Source organism: Vibrio sp. D173a, assembly GCF_030248475.1.
Genome location: NZ_JAHGAH010000053.1, coordinates 1 through 20,458, shown reverse-complemented (window position 1 = coordinate 20,458; position 20,458 = coordinate 1). Strand labels below are relative to the sequence as shown.

The window sequence follows — 20,458 nt, the reverse complement described above, 5'->3', positions numbered from 1 at the left end:
TTAATTGATAGGAGTTAGCACACGACTGGCTTTTTTGTACTGCACTTTCCAACCAGACCAACGAGGTAGCTCCCAGCGTTTAGGGTCCCCCTTTCGATTGCCATCGGTATAAATAACATGAACCAACTTGCGAGACACGAAGTACTCCACGTCGAGTTTTAATTCAGCCAACAGCAGTTTAAGCGGAAATTGCTCTGCAAAGTCCTGATACTCCCAATCAGGAATGCCTTCGAATGGGATATCGTCCGCTTCAAACAGTTCAATGTCCTCCATGCTTTCCACGCCAAGCGTTTCTAACTGTTCCACGAGCCAAGTTGAAAGCGACAAACCATCAAGCTTTGCTTTATCAACAGGCTCAGGATTTAATCCAAGCGCGTTATAAATTTTCCAATGTTGTATTTGCTGTTTTCTTAACGGGGCAAAACCCGGCAGTAGCGTTTCGGCTTCAATCATAGCCACGATGGACTGAACGGCTACATCACCTTCAAGCGCTTGGAATTCCGTGCAAATGGTTCGCCCAGCATAGGTCAAATGCATGGTCGCTCGCGGCGCTTCTTCATCATAATTGGTTTCGCCTTGCTGCCACTCGCCAAGTTCTAATTCACGCAACAACTTAAGTGAAACGGGCAGCATTACAGAGGCAAGGTTAAAAGTCTGCTTTACGCCTCGTCCGGGCACGCTGTGACTATCTAGCACCAATGCTGCTTCGCTTTTTTCAGGAAACCGGCTATTGCGCCCGACCATCATTTCCATCAAGCCATTGCCTAGCGCGTCACGACGTCGTTCTCGGCGCACAAATACAAGTTCTGGATGTAACGTGGCAATGGCTTTGGTCAACTCATTACGTTTGTATCGCGACGCGACTTCAAGATCCGGCAATTCAAACACTTCTCGCATTTGTTTTGCTAAACCTTGCGCTTCATCAAGCACGCTCGCATCAACATTAACGCCAGGAAGCGGCTCCCCTCGCACCAAACGAATCATCAACGAGGCATCGCAGCCAAATGGCTCTTCTTGTGCTAATGCTTCCGCCGACTCCCCACCTTGCAATTGATACAATTGAGCGGGTACAGACAGCGCTGCTGCTAAGTCGATCATTGCTTCTTTTTCTGATTTGGTCTGGATACGAGTCACTAAATCCGCAAATAAGGCATCAATTGGTAAAGGGTAAACTTTTTTACCGTGTTCGGTGATGTCACCTTGCTCGTCTATCGCCTCCATCCCTTGCAGGGTTTGGAGTGCGGAGTTGAGTGACTTTTCAGGTACAGAATCGAGGAAGGTAAGTTCGGAAAGTCTATAACCACAACAAGCCGCAGCGAGCATTGGCTCTACAAGTTCTTCACGGTGCAATTCAGGTGGCGTCACCAGTTCCAACGGAGCATGCTCACCAAACAAGCGAATACACGCCCCTTCAGCAACACGACCTGCCCGCCCCATTCGCTGCGCCGCACTGGCTTTAGAAATGTTGGTTAACGTCAGTGCTGTTCGCCCATTTCGTTGTACGGTTCTACGTTCCAAGCCACTGTCGATCACGACGCGGATGTTTGGAATGGTCAGAGAGGTTTCCGCGACGTTGGTTGCCAACACCACTTTGCGTTGCTTTTGTACTGTCAATGCACGGTGTCGTTCTTCATCACTGACTGACGCATGTAACTTCACCACCAGCACATCATCAAGGTTTTGCAGCATCTGTGAACATTGAGTGATCTCTTTACGACCCGGTAAGAAAACGAGAATATCGCCCTCTTCATCTTCTAAAGCTTCTTTCACCGTGCGAACAACATCGTTCTCGCAACCCTTTTTGTTCGGCAAGTAACGGCTATCCAGTGAACGATGGGTAACGGTAACAGGAAAACAACGACCTTCCGAGCGCAGCCGTTTGGCATCCAAATAGTTCGCCAGTTTTTCACCCTCTAAGGTCGCTGACGTGACAATCAAACGGTGCTGTTTTTCTTGCTTTAAAATCGCCGTAAGGAGATCAATGTCCCAGCGGCGTTCATGAAATTCGTCCACCATCACGATATCGAAGCTAGCCAGTTTGTCTTCCGCGAACCAACGTAGTGCAACACCGGGTGTCACGAACACGACATTGGTGTTTTCATCGTAGTGTGCATGAAGCTTAATCGCGTAACCAATCTTCTTACCAAGTGGTTGGCCGGATTGCTCGGCAAGAAACTCGGCTAAGGATGTGCAAGCAATTCGACGTGGCTCAATCACCAATACTCGGCCGTGATTGGCCGCCCAAAGCGGCAAGCGTGTGGATTTACCAGAACCGGTTTCGGCTTCTACCACTAAATGGTGGTGATTCACGAGTTGGTCAAATTCAGCTTGTAAGCAATCGATAGGTAATTGGGACATAAAAGATAGGACGTGATAGTGGATTGCAAGGCATTATACCTGAGTGAGAAATTCCTGCTTTAGGAATCGCTTCTGACTAATTAATGACAGTATTGTCGTTTTAGTGACGATATTTTGGTCGGTAATTGGATTTTTTTGCGACATTACGTTGATGTACATCAACGAATGTTTACAACTAAATAGTGAACCCGTTAGAATTTTGCACGCATCCTTCAACCCTACATTTAAGGCTCCCAATGAACAACGACAAGCGCCCACTCTATATCCCATATGCGGGTCCGGCTCTTTTAGCGACCCCTCTTTTGAACAAGGGCAGTGCGTTCTCCGGAGAAGAACGTAGTTCATTCAACTTGGAAGGTCTTCTACCAGAGACGACTGAAACCATCCAAGAACAAGTAGAGCGTGCGTACCAACAGTACAAAAGCTTTGAAAGTGACATGGACAAGCACATTTACCTACGCAACATCCAAGACACGAACGAAACGCTATACTACCGCCTAGTTCAAAACCACATTTCTGAGATGATGCCGATCATCTACACACCAACCGTTGGCGCAGCGTGTGAGAACTTCTCAAACATCTACCGTCGTGGCCGTGGTCTGTTTATCTCGTACCCGAACCGTGACCGTATCGATGACCTGCTAAACAATGCAGCAAACCACAACGTTAAAGTTATCGTGGTAACGGATGGCGAACGTATCTTGGGCTTGGGTGACCAAGGTATCGGCGGCATGGGTATTCCAATCGGTAAGCTTTCTCTTTACACAGCGTGTGGCGGTATCAGCCCAGCCTACACACTACCAATCGTACTGGATGTGGGCACTAACAATCCGCAACGTCTAGCCGATCCTATGTACATGGGCTGGCGTCATCCGCGTATCACTGGTCCAGATTACGATGCGTTTGTTGAAGAGTTTATCCAAGCAGTACAACGCCGTTGGCCAGATGCCCTGATCCAGTTCGAAGACTTTGCACAGAAAAACGCAATGCCACTTCTAGAGCGCTACAAAGACCGCATCTGTTGTTTCAACGACGATATTCAAGGTACAGCGGCGGTAACCGTCGGTTCTCTACTTGCGGCATGTAAAGCGGCAGGTACTAAGCTGTCTGATCAACGTATTACTTTCTTGGGTGCTGGCTCAGCAGGTTGTGGTATCGCTGAAGCGATCATCGCACAAATGGTGTCGGAAGGGATTTCTGATGAGAAAGCACGTTCACAAGTTTACATGGTTGACCGTTGGGGTCTACTGCAAGAAGGCATGCCTAACCTTCTTGATTTCCAACAGCGCCTAGTTCAGAAGTTCGATAATACGAAGAAGTGGGAAAATGAAGGAAATGGCTTCTCACTTCTTGATGTGATGCACAACGCTAAGCCTACTATACTGATCGGTGTATCGGGTGCTCCAGGCCTCTTCAGCGAAGAAGTGATCAAAGAGATGCACAAACACTGCAAGCGTCCGATCGTGTTCCCATTATCGAACCCAACGAGCCGCGTAGAAGCAACACCAAACGACATCATTCGTTGGACAAACGGTGAGGCACTAGTAGCAACTGGTAGCCCATTTGAGCCAGTGGTTCATGAAGGTCGCTCTTACCCAATCGCACAATGTAACAACAGCTACATCTTCCCTGGTATTGGCCTAGGTGTACTTGCAGTGAATGCCAAGCGCGTAACGGACGAAATGTTGATGGAATCAAGCCGTGCATTGGCAACATGTTCGCCATTGGCTATCAACGGCAACGGTGCCCTACTTCCGCCACTAGAAGAAATTCACTTGGTATCTAAGAAGATTGCATTCGCTGTAGCGAAGAAAGCGATTGAACAAGGCGTTGCGCTAGAAATCACCGATGAAGCGCTAAACGATGCCATTGACCAAGCATTCTGGCAGCCGGTTTACCGTCGTTACAAACGCACAGCATTCTAAATTTTGCTACGCTTTGTATAATATTTAGCCCTCGCATTGCGGGGGCTTTTGTTTTTTATGCTTTTTTTTCTCATCCTAACCATATTTTGGCATAAATGGGCTTCTCTCTTTTCATTTCTATCAGATATGATGAGGGATACACATTGAAATAAGGACATCGAACGTTTTGCTGTTTTCTCGCATAAAGTCAAACTGGAAGCTCAAGTTCTCATGGAAGCGTCTGGCTTTGGTTTTGTCGATCTCTTTACTCGGCCTCTTGGTCACCGTTATCGCCATTGACCGTTGGGTCGTGCTGCAAGCGCAAGAAGAAATCTTTACCGACTACGAACAAGTACCAGAGCACGAAGTCGCAGTCGTACTTGGCACCAGTAAGTACATTGGGAAAATCCTCAATACTTATTACACCCACAGAATCAACGCCGCTATCGAGCTGTATAAACAAGGAAAAGTGAAGCAGTTTTTGTTGAGTGGAGACAACGCACATCGCTCTTACAATGAACCTTGGACGATGAAGCGCGATTTACTCAGAGCGGGTGTGCCAGAAGAAGTGATTCATCTCGACTATGCAGGATTTCGTACTTTAGATTCCATCGTGCGCGCTAAAAAGATTTTCGGCTCCGAGCGTTTCTTGATTGTCACGCAACGATTCCATTGTGAGCGCGCTCTGTTTATTGCTGATGCTTATAATATCGATGCACAGTGTTTGGCCGTAGCGGGCCCAACAGCGAGTAAGCAGAAACTAAATATGAGAACACGTGAACTTATGGCACGCGTGAAAGCATTTTTGGACTTGTACATCATGAATACGCAACCGCGCTTCCTTGGCCCTCAAGAGCCAATCGTTGCAGTGGAAGAAAAGCAGGAAGCCATCGACAACGAACGCAATATCCCGGTTGAGTGAGTCGAGCAAAGTGTCGCTTCTTTCAACATCCTTGTTCAATACAACACCTCGATAACAATTCATTAAAAGTAAATGGGTAGATTTCTACCCATTTCCAATTCTCAACCTCACACTTTCTTACTCCGCCGCCGATTCAGACAAAACACCCTTTCGCATTCGCAGTAACATTTAAATCAATAAATAACTACAAGTCAGTTACTTTGCCATAAAAAACCAACACTAAGGCAATGCAAAAGGAGCACAACCATGACCGCACTCGCTGTGACATTGAAGAACTGGTTCTTCACACGCAACAGCATGATATTGACGTCTAATGTCCTGCTGTTCGCTATTCTGTTCAACACCTTACCCTTTGAGCCTCAAGTCGTAACCGGCTTATGTATTTTGATTTTCGTTGCCGTACTTTGGTTGACGGAAGCCATTCACGTAAGCATCACGGCCCTATTAATCCCGTTACTCGCGGTGTTCTTAGGCGTATTCAATACCCAAGCCGCATTGAACAACTTCTCCAACTCGATCATTTTCTTGTTCTTGGGTGGTTTCGCACTCGCCGCCGCGCTTCACAAGCAAAAACTCGATCAAGCGATTGCCGACAAGGTATTGCTGATTGCGCGCGGTAAGATGTCTGTCGCGGTCTTCATGTTGTTTGGTGTGAGCGCTGGCCTATCAATGTGGATCTCTAACACCGCAACAACAGCGATGATGCTGCCTTTGGTTCTTGGTGTAATGAGCAAACTAGATGCGAAGAAGAGTCACAGCACTTACCTATTCGTGCTACTTGGTATCGCTTACAGTGCGTCGATTGGTGGTATCGCAACACTGGTTGGTAGCCCACCAAACGCATTCGCAGCGGCAGAAGTTGGTCTGAGCTTCACTGAATGGATGGAACTTGGCTTGCCGATTTCATTGATTCTTATGCCTATCGCAATCTTAGTGCTTTACGTGATGACCAAGCCGGATTTAAGTCATCAATTCGAACTTGACCACAAACCTGTTGAGTGGACAAACGGTAAGAAGATCACGCTGGCGATTTTCCTATTAACAGTAACATTCTGGATTTTCAGCAAACCAATTAACGCCATGCTGGGCGGCTTCGCGAAGTTCGATACTTTGGTGGCGATTGGTGCGATTCTTTTGCTTGGTGCTTCTCGCGCTGTAGAGTGGAAAGACATTGAGAAGACGACTGACTGGGGTGTTTTGATCCTATTCGGCGGCGGTATTTGTCTAAGTAACGTCCTTAAAGCAACAGGCACAAGCGTATTCTTAGCTAACGGTCTAGCTGGTTTCCTAGAGCAAGCAGGCGTACTACTGACTATCTTAGCCGTTGTCGCATTCGTCGTTTTCTTAACAGAGTTTGCAAGTAACACAGCAAGTGCGGCGCTATTGGTGCCAGTATTTGCCACCATTGCAGAAGCACTTGGTCTATCGCCAGTCATTCTTTCAGCACTGATTGCTGTAGCTGCATCTTGTGCATTCATGTTGCCAGTAGCAACGCCACCTAACGCGATTGTATTTGCGACGGGTCATATCAAACAGAAAGAGATGATGCGAATCGGTATGGTGCTGAACGTTGCATGTATCGGTGCACTAACGCTATTCGCTTGGTTGTTCTGGTAAACACACGGTTTTGATAAAACATTGTCCTGACTAAAATAAAGAGAGCGACGTTTGAACGCCGCTCTCTTTTCAAACCAGCACTACGACTGCTGTCCTTGGTAATCACCCGAATACCTAACTACTACCCCTAGTCATGTTCAGCAGTTCCCTTTTGGTGGTCGGTCGGCAACCTTTTTTCTATGAAGCCTCAATTGCCGCTTCAGATTGCTTTTGCATACCGTAGTTCACCTCTATTCTATTTCGGCCGTTACGTTTGGCTAAATACAAGACTTCATCGGCACGCGCCATGGTTTCAGAAACACGCTCATTCTGCATTTGAGCAACACCAATGCTGCACGTCAAAAGCTCACCATGCACCCAAAGATGCTTCTCAACATTCTCTCTGATCAATTCCGCTTTTTTAACGGCTTGTTCGATATTCGTGTTCGGACAGAAGACCACAAATTCTTCCCCTCCCCAACGAACAAGGCGGTCTTCAGGTAGGATTGAGCTTGCAATCACCATCACAAACTCACGCAAGATATCATCGCCCATCTGATGGCCATATTTATCGTTAACACGTTTAAACTTATCCAAGTCCATGTAAAGAATGGAGAACGAGTCATGCCCCCATCGAACTTGTCGTGCTTGCTGATCTAGCCAACTTTGTACCGCGTGGCGGTTCATCGCACCAGTTAAAGCATCGCGATGAGCCAGTTCCGCAAATTCATAATTTTGTGTACGAAGCGTCGAATTCACCTTCTCAAAATGGCGGTGGCGTTTCCGTACTTTGTTGTATGCGATTTTATTTTTACGCATTTCTTGTAGTGAGAATGCTAACCCCAGCGCCATCCATGAGAATAACAAAGCAAACAGCAGTGTCGACTGCTCTATGTATGCCCCTTCGAACTCGATTTTGTCGATTACAATTTTGTGGTTACCAAGAGCGGCACCCGCTCCGGTTGCGATATCAATTCGGGTGATATTGGAGAACTCCGGGGCGGAATGTTCAATCGCGACATCGTTGTCATTCAACCACCATGTCATCACCTGAAGGTTTGCAATTGGGATTTCGATGATCTCACTGAAATCTGACGGAGAAAACTGCATGCCATTGTATTTAATGGTGTACTCATCGTTTGGATCAGAGTAAGCCGAGTTAAAGTTTCTCAAATACAAACGTAAGTTCTTACTAGGGTTCTCTCCCTTCCCTGCCGATTCATGGCGGACTTTAAGACGAACGGTATGGTAACTAGAAAGATCGAGCCCTTTTGTTGCTTCCTTTACATCGGTATAGACTGAGATTCCGCAGTATGGCCATGCATATTTGCTCTCTTTCAAATCACAGTTCAACACTAGGCTGTGATTCTGGTAGGTAATGTCAGACTCGCTAAGGCCACCAGCGGCTGCATCGTTTGTTGCGTGGATATTGAACAAGTCTGGTGTCACAAGCAGTTTACGAGTATCACCAAGCAAACTGTAAAGCGCCACCAAACTGATGGTGCATATCGACAATGCAAAGATTAATTTATGTATCCACTTCATAATGATAGACCTAGTTACTAACCACTGCACTGTTTATGTGGTGCAATGTACTGAAAGTTTTTTAACAATTCAAATAAAGTTATTTATCAAGCTAAAGAGTGATTTTTGACTCACAATCTCGTTTTCAATACATCTCCCTTAAAAACTAAATGTGATTTTGGTTCAAGTCTGTAAGGATGTTCGCGTTAATTCTTATTTGCGAAGCATTTCACGCTGCTCAAAGGTAGGTGTTTAAAAAGGCAGCGAACACGCTTCAATTCCATTTCAGCGCCGCTTTCTTATGCCTCTCTTCTTTACTTCGGTATATACTGGTCAAAAACACAATAATGAGTAATGTCATGTCAATAATTGCTACAGGCACGCTAAACAAAATGCGTGCTTCTCTAGATGGTGCAGTAAGCTACCGGCTGCCAGTGGGTGAAGAAGAAGTGGATTTGAGTCCGTTTCTTGGAAAAACCCTCACTCTAACTCACACAGGAAATATCTATTGTTGTTCTTGTGGTAAGAAAACCAAGAAGAGCTATTCCCAAGGCCACTGCTTTGTTTGCATGAAGAAGTTGGCGAGTTGCGACATGTGCATCATGAAGCCAGAAACTTGCCACTACGAACAAGGCACCTGCCGTGAGCCGCAATGGGGTGAAGAGAATTGCATGGTGGACCACTTCGTTTACCTATCGAATACTTCGAGTCTAAAAGTGGGCATCACGCGCCACACGCAAATTCCAACGCGTTGGATCGATCAAGGCGCGACTCAAGGTCTGCCTATCTTCAAAGTGAAAACTCGTCATATCTCTGGCTTGATTGAAATCGAATTAGCGAAACACATTGCTGATAAGACAAACTGGCGAACGCTGCTGAAAGGCGATGGCGACCCAATTGAACTGCAAGATCGATTTGCAGAACTGCTGCCATTAGTAGAAGACAAAATCGCTGAGATTAAACAGCAGTATGGTGATGACGCAATTGAAGTGTTAAGCGAAAGCATTACTTCTTTAAGCTATCCGGTTCAGCAGCATCCGACTAAAATCACCTCGCACAACTTCGATAAAAACCCAGTTGTTACGGGTACGCTGCAAGGCATTAAAGGCCAATACCTGATCTTTGATACTGGCGTGATCAACGTGCGTAAGTTCACCTCTTATGAGGTTGAAGTGAGCGAATACATCCAGAGTTAACAGAGGTTTTATCGCCAATTATCATTTGATAAAGAAGGAGCGTGACTCACAGCTCGCTCCTTCACTTTTGCCAACTCTCAAAATATTTTCATCATTTCGGTCATATATACCAAACCAAGACACCAAACCAGCAATATACTTCATATAAACCCTAAAAATCAGAACAAAGCTCCAAATTATCATTTAAACAGTCAAAAAACTGAAATTTATACCCTTTTTAGCAAATTACGTTGAAACCTAGTTCATTGACGATATATCATATCGACTGTTAACAATAAATTAACACAACATATGATAAGGATATCGAATGAGGTTTGAAAACAAATTCTTGCTGGAGGCGTTTCAAGTACCCAGTGAAGTTTCCACGGGTGTCTCACCGTACTTTGACTTGCTCCCACCAGATAAGTACATAAATAGTGGTCATAGGTTCCGTACGTACGCTCGTTTTCAGTCTGAAGACAAAGAAATTATAAGGCTTCCCCACTCTAAATTCATACAGTCTGCTGATATCAACCGAGTTCTTGGTGGCGTAGAACGGGACTTTTCTGAAATGTCTCGAGAAATGATAGAGACTGAAGAATTTCAACACCTACTTAAATCATTTATGGAAAGAACAGGTGCAATAGACGATCACTCTGTCGTAGATGTCCACCAGATTCGAGTCACTTGTGATCACGATTCAACAAGCGCTCCTGCTCCTGAAGGGATCCATCAAGATGGTTTTAACTACGTCGGAATATTCTGTGTTAGAAGAGAGAATATTTCCGGGGGATACACTCAAATCTATTCGTCACCAGTCGACCAACATCCCCATATGAATACCGTTCTTGAAGAAAACCAGTTCGTCATTCTGAACGATAAACGTTTCTTCCATCATATATCTGAAACCTTATCTAGTATTGAAGGCAAAAAAGGAGTGAGAGATGTCTTTGTTTTCACCGCTTAATTCGCAGATTGAGGAGCTTCGTAAAGAATTCCCAGCACTGAAAAGCGAGAGTTTAGATGCTTCGCCGATTTATTTCGACGGACCAGGCGGAGCACAGCAGCCACGAAGCGTTATAGAGAGTTACGCTAACTACCTCAAGGAAGGCAATACTAATCTTGGAGGTCACTTTTCAGTAAGTAGAAAAACTGGCGAATTAGTTGACACTTGCCGTGAAAAGGCAGCAGCCTTGTTCGGCGCTGAAAAAAAAGAAGAAATAGTCTTCGGTGCAAACATGACTTCAATGACATTTCATTTTAGTCGAGCAATCAGCCAAGATTGGAAAGAAGGTGATGAAATTATTCTGAGCACCGCTGACCACGGTTCTAACCGTTCTTCTTGGGTCATGGCCGCCCAAGACAAAGGTGTAAAAATCCACTATATCCCAATATTGGACAAAACTTGTAATCTTGATCTCGAAGCATACGCGGGAATGCTTAACGAGAGAACCCGTTTAGTCGCTGTTACTGCGGCAAGTAACTTGTCTGGAACTCTTGTAGATATTGAAGAAATAACTCGCCTGGGTAAAGCAAACGGCAGTGTTGTCTTCATTGATGCAGTGCATCTTTTACCTCACAAGATTATGGACGTCACCTCACTCGGTGCCGACTTTGTGGCAGGCTCTGCCTATAAGTTCTTTGGCCCGCATCTAGGTGTATTTTATGGTCGTCAGGCTGCGCTCGAACATTACACTCCTTACAAGGTTGAGCCAGCACCATCATACTCCCCAAACTGTTGGGAGACTGGAACCCTTAATTTCGAAGCACTTTCCGCCTTCTCTTCAACGATAGATTACTTAGCATCACTAGGCACTGGTGCTAACCTTAGAGATAAATTAATTAGCGGTTATGAGAATATCGGTTCCTACGAAAATGTACTCATGGAAAAATTTCTATACCATTTGGAAGAGCTCCCACAAATTGAATTGTTTGGAGAACCAAGTGTAAATAATAGGACAGCGACATTCGCCCTTAGATTTGGTGATCGAAACCCAGTCGAAATAGCATCATTTTTAGGGGAGCATGAGATATACACATGGAGTGGTCATCTTTACGCAGACAAGCTGACAGATGCATTAAAGATTACAGATAAAGGTGGAATTCTCAGGGTCGGGTTGATGCATTATAATACCGAGGAAGAAATTGAGCACTTATTTAATACGCTAAAGACTATACTCTAGCCCACTCAAGGAAAGCCGACTCACTTGTCGGCTTTTTGTCATTCCGCCGATGCCATGATAGCGACTATATATAAATCCTTACCCTCTAAAAAATATATTTTTATCTTCTCTAAGAAAGTAATAGGTATCCGTGACTAAGGCATTAATGCTGCAATTTGGAGAGTTATTGATAGATAACCTTGCATTTAAAGGACAAACACTAAGCCATTGCCTTCCCCCTTTAAAAATAAATAAAATTTCCATACAATCGGAGAAAATGTTCAGCCCTCTATGGAGCCATAATGAGCGACGTAAAACACTGTAAATTATTAATTCTTGGTTCTGGCCCAGCAGGTTACACCGCAGCAGTCTACGCAGCGCGTGCTAACTTAAACCCTGTGCTAGTAACGGGAATGCAGCAAGGTGGTCAGCTAACGACCACTACTGAAGTAGAAAACTGGCCTGGTGACGCAGAAGGTCTTACTGGCCCAGGGTTGATGGAACGCATGAAAGAGCACGCAGAACGATTCGAAACAGAAATCGTGTTCGATCAAATCAACGAAGTGGAATTGTCTCAACGTCCATTCCGTTTAAAAGGTGACTCTGGTGAGTACACTTGTGATGCGTTGATCATCTCGACAGGTGCATCAGCGAAATACCTAGGTCTTGAATCTGAAGAAGCATTTAAAGGTCGCGGCGTTTCAGCTTGTGCAACTTGTGATGGTTTCTTCTACCGCAATCAGAAAGTTGCGGTTGTGGGCGGTGGTAACACGGCAGTTGAAGAAGCGCTTTACCTATCAAACATTGCATCAGAAGTTCATCTGATCCACCGTCGTGATTCATTCCGCGCAGAGAAGATCCTTGTAAAGCGTCTGATGGATAAGGTTGAAAGCGGCAATATCGTTCTTCACACAGACCGCACACTAGATGAAGTACTCGGCGACGACATGGGCGTAACAGGTGTTCGCATCAAAGACGTGAACAGCGGTGCGACTGAGGATCTAGCAGTAATGGGCGCATTCATCGCGATCGGCCACCAGCCAAACACGCAAATCTTCGAAGGCCAAGTAGACATGATAGATGGTTACATCCTCGTTCAATCAGGCCTTGAAGGTAATGCAACACAAACTAGCATCGAAGGTGTGTTTGCTGCAGGTGACGTAATGGACCATAACTACCGCCAAGCGATTACTTCTGCTGGTACAGGTTGTATGGCAGCATTGGATGCAGAACGTTTCCTAGACGCGCTTACTGACAAATAACTTTTCACATTTGTGTCATATCCTTAAAGCCCAGCGGTATTCCCGCTGGGTTTTCTTTTGTATACTAGCGCCTCATTAAAACAATTATCATTAAGCCTTCACGATGGATAAGAAAAAGCAAAGCAGCTTGAATAAGTGGCTTAAGCAACAGAGTAAGTTGGCCAAGCGCTGGCTGATGGTTGCGATAGGCCTAGGCGTACTATCAAGCATGTTTTTATTGGCTCAAGCAGCCCTGCTCGCCTCCATTCTTCACCAATTAATCATCGAGCATGTCGACAAGAGTGAACTTGTTTGGCACTTCGTCGGATTGGGTGTCACCGTTGTCGGTCGCGCGGCCTGTACTTGGGGGCGCGAAATTGCCGGTTACCGTTGCGGCGAACAAATCCGCGTTTATATTCGTCAACTGATTCTCGATAAAGTCCACCAACTTGGTCCTGCTTATATCAAAGGCAAGCCAGCAGGTAGCTGGGCAACGTTGATTTTAGAGCAAGTAGAGGATATGCAAGATTTCTTCTCTCGCTACCTCCCGCAAATGTCATTATCTGTTTTGGTGCCTTTCATCATCCTAGTGGTGGTTTTCCCAATCAACTGGGCGGCAGGCCTCATATTCCTTGTCACTGCACCTCTTGTTCCTATGTTTATGGCATTGGTCGGCATGAAAGCCGCGGATGCAAACCGTAAAAACTTTAAAGCTCTGCAACGTTTATCCGGTCACTTCTATGACCGTTTGCAAGCGATGACTACTATTCGTTTGTTTGACCGCACTAAGTCAGAAACCGAGACATTAAAAGGGGCATCTGAAGTTTTCCGTACACGTACGATGGATGTATTGAAGATTGCCTTTCTATCTTCTGCGGTACTTGAGTTCTTCACTTCGATTTCAATTGCGATTACGGCGGTTTACTTCGGTTTCAGCTACATCGGTGAACTTAACTTTGGTTACTACGGTGCTGGTGTAACCCTCTTCGCAGGTTTGTTTATTCTTATCCTTGCGCCTGAGTTCTACCAACCACTTCGCGACCTTGGCACTTTCTACCATGCGAAGCAACAAGCGGTCGGTGCAGCAGAAAGTATCGTTGAATTCCTAGAGCTAGACGTTGACCAAGTAAAAGATGGTCACAAAGCTGTTGAACAAAACGCCGCGATTTATATCGAAGCGAACGATCTTGTTATCTTCAGCCCTGAAGGTAAGCAACTTGTTGGTCCCCTATCTTTCTCCCTAGATGCCAACCAAAGCACGGCACTAGTCGGCCCAAGTGGCGCAGGTAAAACCAGCTTAGTGAATACCATCCTTGGTTTTATGCCATACAAGGGCAGCTTGAAAATTAACGGCTGTGAATTGTCTGAGTTGGATCTAACAACATGGCGTGAAGCCATCAGTTGGATTGGGCAAAACCCAATGCTTCTGCACGGCAGCATTCGTGACAATGTCACCTTAGGTAAGCAAGATATTCAAGACCAACAAGTCCATTCGGTACTCAACGACTCCCACGCCGCAGAGTTTGTTGAAATGCATGGCTTGGATTACCAAATTTCTGACCGCTCCGGTGGTTTATCTGTTGGTCAGGCACAGCGTCTTGCACTTGCGCGTGCGATGCTACAAAACGGGCGTTTTTGGTTACTCGATGAGCCAACCGCCAGCTTGGATGCTCGAAGCGAGAAACTTGTGATGGAAGGCATCGGTAAATACACCGAATCCACCACAAACTTGATGATCACTCACCAATTGGCACCACTGCAAAATGTGTCTCAGATTTTGGTGATGCAACAAGGACAAATTGTCCAACGTGGTGATTACGCAACGTTGGCATCGCAAGATGGTTTATTTAAAGAAATGTTGGCTGCCAACCTAGCTCAACGTGAATCAGACAAGGGGAACTTAGATGCGTGATTTACTCCCTTATCTAAAACTGTACAAAAAGCACTGGTTTGGTTTGTCTCTGGGGATGCTTCTAGCGTTTCTGACGCTGGCCGCTTCTGTTGGTCTACTAACGCTGTCCGGCTGGTTTATCTCTGCGGCAGCTGTAGCGGGTTTGACCATTGCTCGTGAGACCTTTAACTATATGCTGCCTGGCGCAGGTGTTCGTGGCGCTGCGATGGCGCGTACTGCTGGCCGCTGGGGCGAACGTGTTGTTAGCCACAATGCAACCTTCAAGCTACTGACGGATCTACGCATCTTCTTCTTCAAGAAGCTTGCACCGCTGATCCCTGGTCGCGTTTCTACCATGCGTGATGCGGATCTACTGAACCGCCTAGTGGCAGACGTAGATGCAATGGATCACGTGTACTTGCGTCTTATCAGCCCTCTGATTGTTGGCGTATTCGGTATCTTATCGCTAACCGCAGTGCTTGCTTTCTTTGACTGGCATCTTGCCCTATTACTTGGCGGTATCCTGACTGTGATGCTGTTGGTATGGCCGGTATTGTTCTACAAACTTGGCAAACATAACGGCGAACATCTGACACAAAATAAAGCACAGCTACGAGTGGCGACACTGGACTGGCTTCAAGGTTACAGCGAACTGAGCTTATTTGGCGCAGAAGAGCGCTACCGAAACGTAATTCTAGAACAACAAAAACAACTGCTATCCAACCAGTTCGTCAACGCTAACCTAACGGGTATGGCTTCTGGTCTGCTGATGCTAGCGAATGGTTTAACGCTCGTTGCTATGCTGTGGTTTGCTGCGGATGGCGTTGGTGGTCGTGCGCCAGATCCTTGGATTGCGCTGTTCGCATTTGCCACCATGGCAAGCTTTGAAATTCTGATGCCAATCGCAGGGGCTTTCCAATACCTAGGTCAAACACTGACATCAGCGCGTCGATTGAACGAAATCACCTTAGCGGAACCAGACGTTATCTTCCCAGAACAATCTAAACGTGAAGATAAGCCGCTAGATATTGAGTTCAGCAAGGTAGATTTCACCTACCCTGATGGTCAGCAAAAAGTGCTGAAAGACCTGACACTGTCACTGCCACTGGGCTCAAAAACGGCGATTGTTGGTCAAACCGGTTCAGGTAAATCAACGCTTATTCAATTGCTTTGTCGCTACTGGGATGTAAACCAAGGTCAAGTGAGCATCGGTGGTGCGCCTCTGCAAGATTGGAGTGAATCTGATCTGCGCGCTGCAATCACAGTAGTAAGCCAACGTGTTGATGTTCTTAATGGCACATTGCGTGACAACCTATTGCTTGCAGCCCCTGAAGCCACGGACGGGCAGCTCGCTGATATTCTGACCAAAGTGGACTTGGCGAATCTCTTAGAAGAGTCAGGATTAAATGCTTGGTTAGGTGATGGTGGACGTCAACTGTCTGGTGGTGAAAAGCGTCGTATTGGCATTGCACGAGCGCTATTGCGTGATGCCCCAATCCTGCTTCTTGATGAACCGACCGAAGGTCTGGACAAACGCACCGAGCAAACAGTAATGGAACTGTTCAAAGAGCACTTTGCGAACAAGACCGTAGTATTTATTACCCACCGTTTGATTGAGCTAGAAAGCATGGACAACATCTGTTTGATGGAGCAAGGCGAGATCATCGAACAAGGTAGCCACCAAGCGCTACTAACTGAGAAAGGTCGTTACCACCAGCTACTACAATCTCTGTAGTCTGGAATTAACATAAACAAAGGGCTCATCCATTGATGAGCCCTTTTCTTTTACTCTCGCAGTTCCCAAAGCAAGAGCAAACTCGATTATCGACCAGATTTCGCAAGGTACGCCGACATTTCAGCCTCCGGTACCATGCCGCCACCCGTCGCCCAAACGAGGTGAATGGCGTTCTTCATCTTATCTTCACTAAATTGCATTCGAGCTTGGTAAGCTTGGTCTTGTGAAACATGCACCGCACCAATCATGCCCGCTAACGCTGATGGTTCTAAACGAATATTTTCTAGCTCTCTTAGCTCCCGTAAATGGTGATACATGCGCTCATCCGTGATGGTGTAGTAACCATCAAGCAGTCTCTCCATCGCTCGGCCAACAAAACCTGACGCACGACCTACAGCTAAACCGTCAGCTGCAGTGATGTTATCAATACCAAGATCTTGTACTGCAATACCATCATGCAAGCTTGTGTGTACACCAAGCAGCATACACGGAGAGTGTGTCGGCTCCGCGAAGATACAATGAACGTTGTCACCAAACGCCATCTTCAAGCCAAACGCCACACCGCCAGGGCCACCGCCCACCCCACAAGGTAGGTAAACGAACAGAGGGTGCTCCGCGTCAACGATGATATCCATATCATCAAACTGTTGCTTCAAGCGTTCGCCTGCAACGGAATAACCTAAGAACAAGGTCTGAGAGTTTTCATCATCAATAAAGAAGCAAGTTGGATCTTTCTCTGCTTCTTTGCGTCCCTGCTCTACAGCAACACCGTAGTCTTGCTCGTACTCCACCACGTTTACGCCGTGAGAACGCAGCTTGTTTTTCTTCCACTCTCGAGCATCCGCTGACATATGAACCGATACAGAGAAGCCGAGTTTTGCACTCATGATGCCGATAGACATGCCGAGATTCCCTGTCGAACCTACGGCAATGCTGTACTGCTGAAAGAACTGACGAAACTCTTCACTGAACAATTTGCTGTAGTCATCACTTGCATTTAGAAGCCCAGCTTCAATCGCCAACTTCTCTGCGTGTGTTAGCACTTCATAGATGCCACCACGCGCCTTTATTGAACCTGAGATAGGCAGATGACTGTCTTTTTTAAGCATCAAACGTCCAAGAATTTGAGTGCCGTATTGCGCTTCCAAACAGGACTTCATCTTGTCGATTTCAACAACGTTCGATTCAATAATTCCGTCAGAAGCCGCCGTTTCTGGGAAGGCTTTCATTAAGTATGGAGCAAAGCGTTTTAGTCGTTCACTCGCGTCTTTGATGTTGGCAGCACCTAAGCCAACGTACGGTAGACCTTCTTCAAGTGTGGTGATATTTGGGTTGAACCAAACCACCTCTTCTAAATCGATCAGCCGTTTAACTAACGGGAACTCGGTTATGAGCGCACATATGTTATGGGTTGTCATCTTTTCCTAGCTGCAAATTACTGTCTATGAGCACTATTAAAGCAAATCTATGCTTTAACTGACAAACGATCAAAACTCACCTTTAGATGAAGTGAATTTAAACAAAAGCGTGATTTACACGACGTTTAGTGAATTTTTCGACCCATAGATGAGCCCAACTATAACAACGCCGTTATTATGTGTTCTATCAAGTTCGACTCAATAACGCACATGTACACCAGAGACAATATTTTCGCCAAGAACCAACGCATCAATAGTTTTCAACTTTCCAAGCTTCATACTTTTGAAGTGGCAGCCCGACACAGTTCATTTTCTCTGGCGGCAGAAGAACTCTCCATGACGCCCAGCGCCATCTCTCACCGTATCAACAAGCTCGAAGAAGAACTTGGCATTGCCTTATTTACCCGCTCTCACCGAAAAATCACACTCACAGAAGAAGGGGAACGTATTTACCTCGCTTTGAACAGAACACTCAACGAGTTAAATCAAGAGGTAATGGAAGTCAGAAATGGCGAAGTCTCCGGAGAGCTGACGATTTACTCTCGCCCTTCTTTTGCGCAATGTTGGCTTGTACCTAGGTTGTACCTATTTAAGCAAAAGCACCCTTCCATCGAGCTCAATATTCTTACTGGCAATGAGAACGTCAATTTCCAGGGCTATGGCATCGATGCTGCGATCTATTTCGATGAGCAGATACCGGAAAAGTTATGGTCGAAAGAATTGATGAGTGAAGAGATCATCCCGGTCTGCACTCAAGCGTATGCAGAACAATTTAACCTATTTGAACAGCCAGCGAATTTGGTAAACGCCACCCTACTTCACGACAACCAAGCATGGGATTACAACTCCCACCACGATGAATGGACGCTGTGGGCAAAGGAAAATGGCATAACAGACATTGACGCTATTCCAAGCATTTCATTCGACCGATCCGATTTAGCCGTCAGTGCCGCAATGCACAATGCGGGTGTTGCTATCGGTCGATTATCGCTGGTGGAAAAACGACTTAAATCCGGCGAACTGATCACCCCTTTTAAAAACCAAACTCTGCAATGCAAACAGAAATATTATGTCGTTACGGCTAACGAAAAACATTCTCGAAAGCTCGAGCTTTTTATTGCGTGGCTAAATCAACAAGTTGGAAATATCTGATCTTTAAGCCCACAACGCTGTGGGCGCTGCAACGCCCGGTTTATACTCACATAATTTAGGGCAAAAATCGGCTGCCAAAGCTGGCCTATGAAGGTAATAACCCTGAACATAACAAATGCCTAAACTCTTAATAAAGTTGAGCTCATCCGAGGTTTCAATCCCCTCCGCAACCAGATCAAATTTATATTGAAGCTTCCAACTCGCCAAACGTTGCCAAAACTTTTCGTATTGAGCCCCCTGTCTTCTCAACAAGCTTCGGTCGAGTTTAATGACATCAGGTGCGACATAGCGAATGATCGACTCGTCCCTATGGTTATCACGCCCAAAGTCATCTAGAGCAATCTTAACGCCCAAACATTGGCATAACTGCAGGTTCGTTTTAAACACGGCTCTGTTCCAAACCTCAGCGGGATACTGTGTCTGCTCTGTTATTTCAAGCCAAAGTGTCACTCCAAAACGCTTACATGCTTTAAATAGCGGAAGCGCATCAGAAAAAAAGGATAGGCTTGAAAGATAAGACGGTGGAATATTAACCGAAATAAAACGAATAGACTCAGGCAACTCTCCCAAACTGGTAGAGAGCTTTTTAAATAGCCGCTGAGTAAAAAAGTTGGCGTAGCCTTCTTCTTCGATGCAACGGAACGATTTTTCATTACATCGCGGTCTATTCCATCGAGTTAAAACCTCGGCACCGATCTGGTTTTCACGTTGTAACCCATAGATAGGTTGAAAGATAGGATAAAAAGCACCTTCGCGTATATCTGCAAAGACCGTTTTACATTCATCCTCCCTTGTTGAATTTTTCATAAGTATGACCCTCTACCATCATTGTTTAATATAAAGATTAACGGAGCGCATTGCACAATAGTAGGCATCAGAAAAGCCAATTTCTTGAGCTATGCTATGCGGAACCTATAATGACATAGCAATCAATAACTTAATCCAGAGCTCGAGATGTGAGGAAGTGAATGTTCAGGGAGTACCTAAAACGACTACGGGAAGAGGTTGGACTGACACAAAAAGAGCTCGCGACGAAGTTAAACCTTGCGAGCGTTGATTTTGCTTCGATTGATCCTGTAACGATTAGCCGCTGGGAAAGAGGAACCACTGCCCCTACTACCGTTAAAGTGATCAAGGTCCTCAGAGTGCTGACAACAGATCTAATGCCTTTTCTTAGCTCTCTTCCAGTGGAGCCAGATAAAAGTATCTTTGACGAGATCGTTGAGTATCGATTTAAGTCTCCTTGGGCCAAATTAATGAGTGATTCTTATGAGGCTCCGACCCAATGTAAAGATGTCCTAGAGGCACCGCTACTCGAGAGCAGCCAGGATGATTATCTAAACAGCTTAAAGCACTTTTTTGCGAGTCTATCTTTAGGGT

15 protein-coding genes are annotated in these 20,458 nt (G+C 45.7%); 11 read left to right on the top strand and 4 right to left on the bottom strand.

Annotation, left to right across the window (positions count from 1 at the left end):
- Positions 1-2,358 (bottom strand): helicase-related protein, encoded by a 2,358-nt coding sequence (locus tag KIV40_RS06550; protein WP_285348361.1) that lies wholly within the window; start codon positions 2,356-2,358, stop codon positions 1-3.
- A gap of 236 nt (positions 2,359-2,594) precedes the next feature.
- Here KIV40_RS06550 and KIV40_RS06545 point away from each other — a divergent pair, with 236 nt between their 5' ends.
- The 3 genes from KIV40_RS06545 (at position 2,595) to KIV40_RS06535 (ending at position 6,801) form a co-directional block, all read left to right on the top strand.
- Positions 2,595-4,283, top strand: a complete 1,689-nt coding sequence (locus KIV40_RS06545; protein WP_005533465.1) for an NAD-dependent malic enzyme — start codon at positions 2,595-2,597, stop codon at positions 4,281-4,283.
- 166 nt (positions 4,284-4,449) lie between these two features.
- Positions 4,450-5,184 (top strand): vancomycin high temperature exclusion protein, encoded by a 735-nt coding sequence (locus tag KIV40_RS06540; protein ID WP_134976579.1) that lies wholly within the window; start codon positions 4,450-4,452, stop codon positions 5,182-5,184.
- A gap of 246 nt (positions 5,185-5,430) precedes the next feature.
- A complete protein-coding gene (locus KIV40_RS06535) occupies positions 5,431-6,801 on the top strand; it encodes a DASS family sodium-coupled anion symporter (RefSeq protein WP_285348359.1) in 1,371 nt (456 codons plus the stop codon).
- Between the two features lie 177 nt (positions 6,802-6,978).
- Here the strand turns inward: KIV40_RS06535 and KIV40_RS06530 are convergent, their stop codons facing one another.
- Entirely contained in the window at positions 6,979-8,325 is a 1,347-nt protein-coding gene (locus KIV40_RS06530; RefSeq protein WP_285348358.1) for a GGDEF domain-containing protein, read from the bottom strand.
- 338 nt (positions 8,326-8,663) lie between these two features.
- On the opposite strand from KIV40_RS06530, the gene KIV40_RS06525 reads away from it, so the two are divergent.
- The 6 genes from KIV40_RS06525 (at position 8,664) to cydC (ending at position 16,508) form a co-directional block, all read left to right on the top strand.
- Entirely contained in the window at positions 8,664-9,500 is an 837-nt protein-coding gene (locus tag KIV40_RS06525; RefSeq protein ID WP_255984097.1) for a DUF2797 domain-containing protein, read from the top strand.
- A 307-nt stretch (positions 9,501-9,807) separates the two neighbouring features.
- A complete protein-coding gene (locus KIV40_RS06520; RefSeq protein ID WP_255936861.1) occupies positions 9,808-10,446 on the top strand; it encodes a 2OG-Fe dioxygenase family protein in 639 nt (212 codons plus the stop codon).
- Positions 10,424-11,662, top strand: a complete 1,239-nt coding sequence (locus KIV40_RS06515) for a cysteine desulfurase-like protein (RefSeq protein WP_285348352.1) — start codon at positions 10,424-10,426, stop codon at positions 11,660-11,662. Before KIV40_RS06520 ends, KIV40_RS06515 begins: the two co-directional genes overlap by 23 nt.
- Positions 11,663-11,943: 281 nt before the next feature.
- A complete protein-coding gene (gene trxB, locus KIV40_RS06510; protein WP_285348350.1) occupies positions 11,944-12,903 on the top strand; it encodes a thioredoxin-disulfide reductase in 960 nt (319 codons plus the stop codon).
- A 103-nt stretch (positions 12,904-13,006) separates the two neighbouring features.
- Positions 13,007-14,794, top strand: a complete 1,788-nt coding sequence (cydD, locus tag KIV40_RS06505; protein ID WP_285348348.1) for a cysteine/glutathione ABC transporter permease/ATP-binding protein CydD — start codon at positions 13,007-13,009, stop codon at positions 14,792-14,794.
- Positions 14,787-16,508: a cysteine/glutathione ABC transporter ATP-binding protein/permease CydC gene (cydC, locus tag KIV40_RS06500; RefSeq protein ID WP_285348346.1), complete on the top strand. Its 1,722-nt coding sequence runs from the start codon at positions 14,787-14,789 to the stop codon at positions 16,506-16,508. The genes cydD and cydC overlap by 8 nt, the downstream gene beginning before the upstream one ends.
- 86 nt (positions 16,509-16,594) lie before the next feature.
- Here the strand turns inward: cydC and KIV40_RS06495 are convergent, their stop codons facing one another.
- Positions 16,595-17,926 carry a D-serine ammonia-lyase gene (locus KIV40_RS06495; protein ID WP_285348344.1) on the bottom strand — a complete coding sequence of 444 codons (1,332 nt, stop codon included), beginning with the start codon at positions 17,924-17,926 and terminating at the stop codon, positions 16,595-16,597.
- 210 nt (positions 17,927-18,136) lie between these two features.
- Between KIV40_RS06495 and dsdC the strand changes: the two genes are divergently transcribed.
- Positions 18,137-19,078, top strand: a complete 942-nt coding sequence (gene dsdC, locus KIV40_RS06490) for a DNA-binding transcriptional regulator DsdC (protein ID WP_045418318.1) — start codon at positions 18,137-18,139, stop codon at positions 19,076-19,078.
- 3 nt (positions 19,079-19,081) lie between these two features.
- On the opposite strand, the gene KIV40_RS06485 is transcribed toward dsdC, so the two are convergent.
- Positions 19,082-19,885: an EAL domain-containing protein gene (locus tag KIV40_RS06485; protein ID WP_285348342.1), complete on the bottom strand. Its 804-nt coding sequence runs from the start codon at positions 19,883-19,885 to the stop codon at positions 19,082-19,084.
- 161 nt (positions 19,886-20,046) lie between these two features.
- Between KIV40_RS06485 and KIV40_RS06480 the strand changes: the two genes are divergently transcribed.
- On the top strand, positions 20,047-20,458 hold a 412-nt coding region (locus KIV40_RS06480), incomplete at its 3' end, for a helix-turn-helix transcriptional regulator (RefSeq protein ID WP_285348340.1).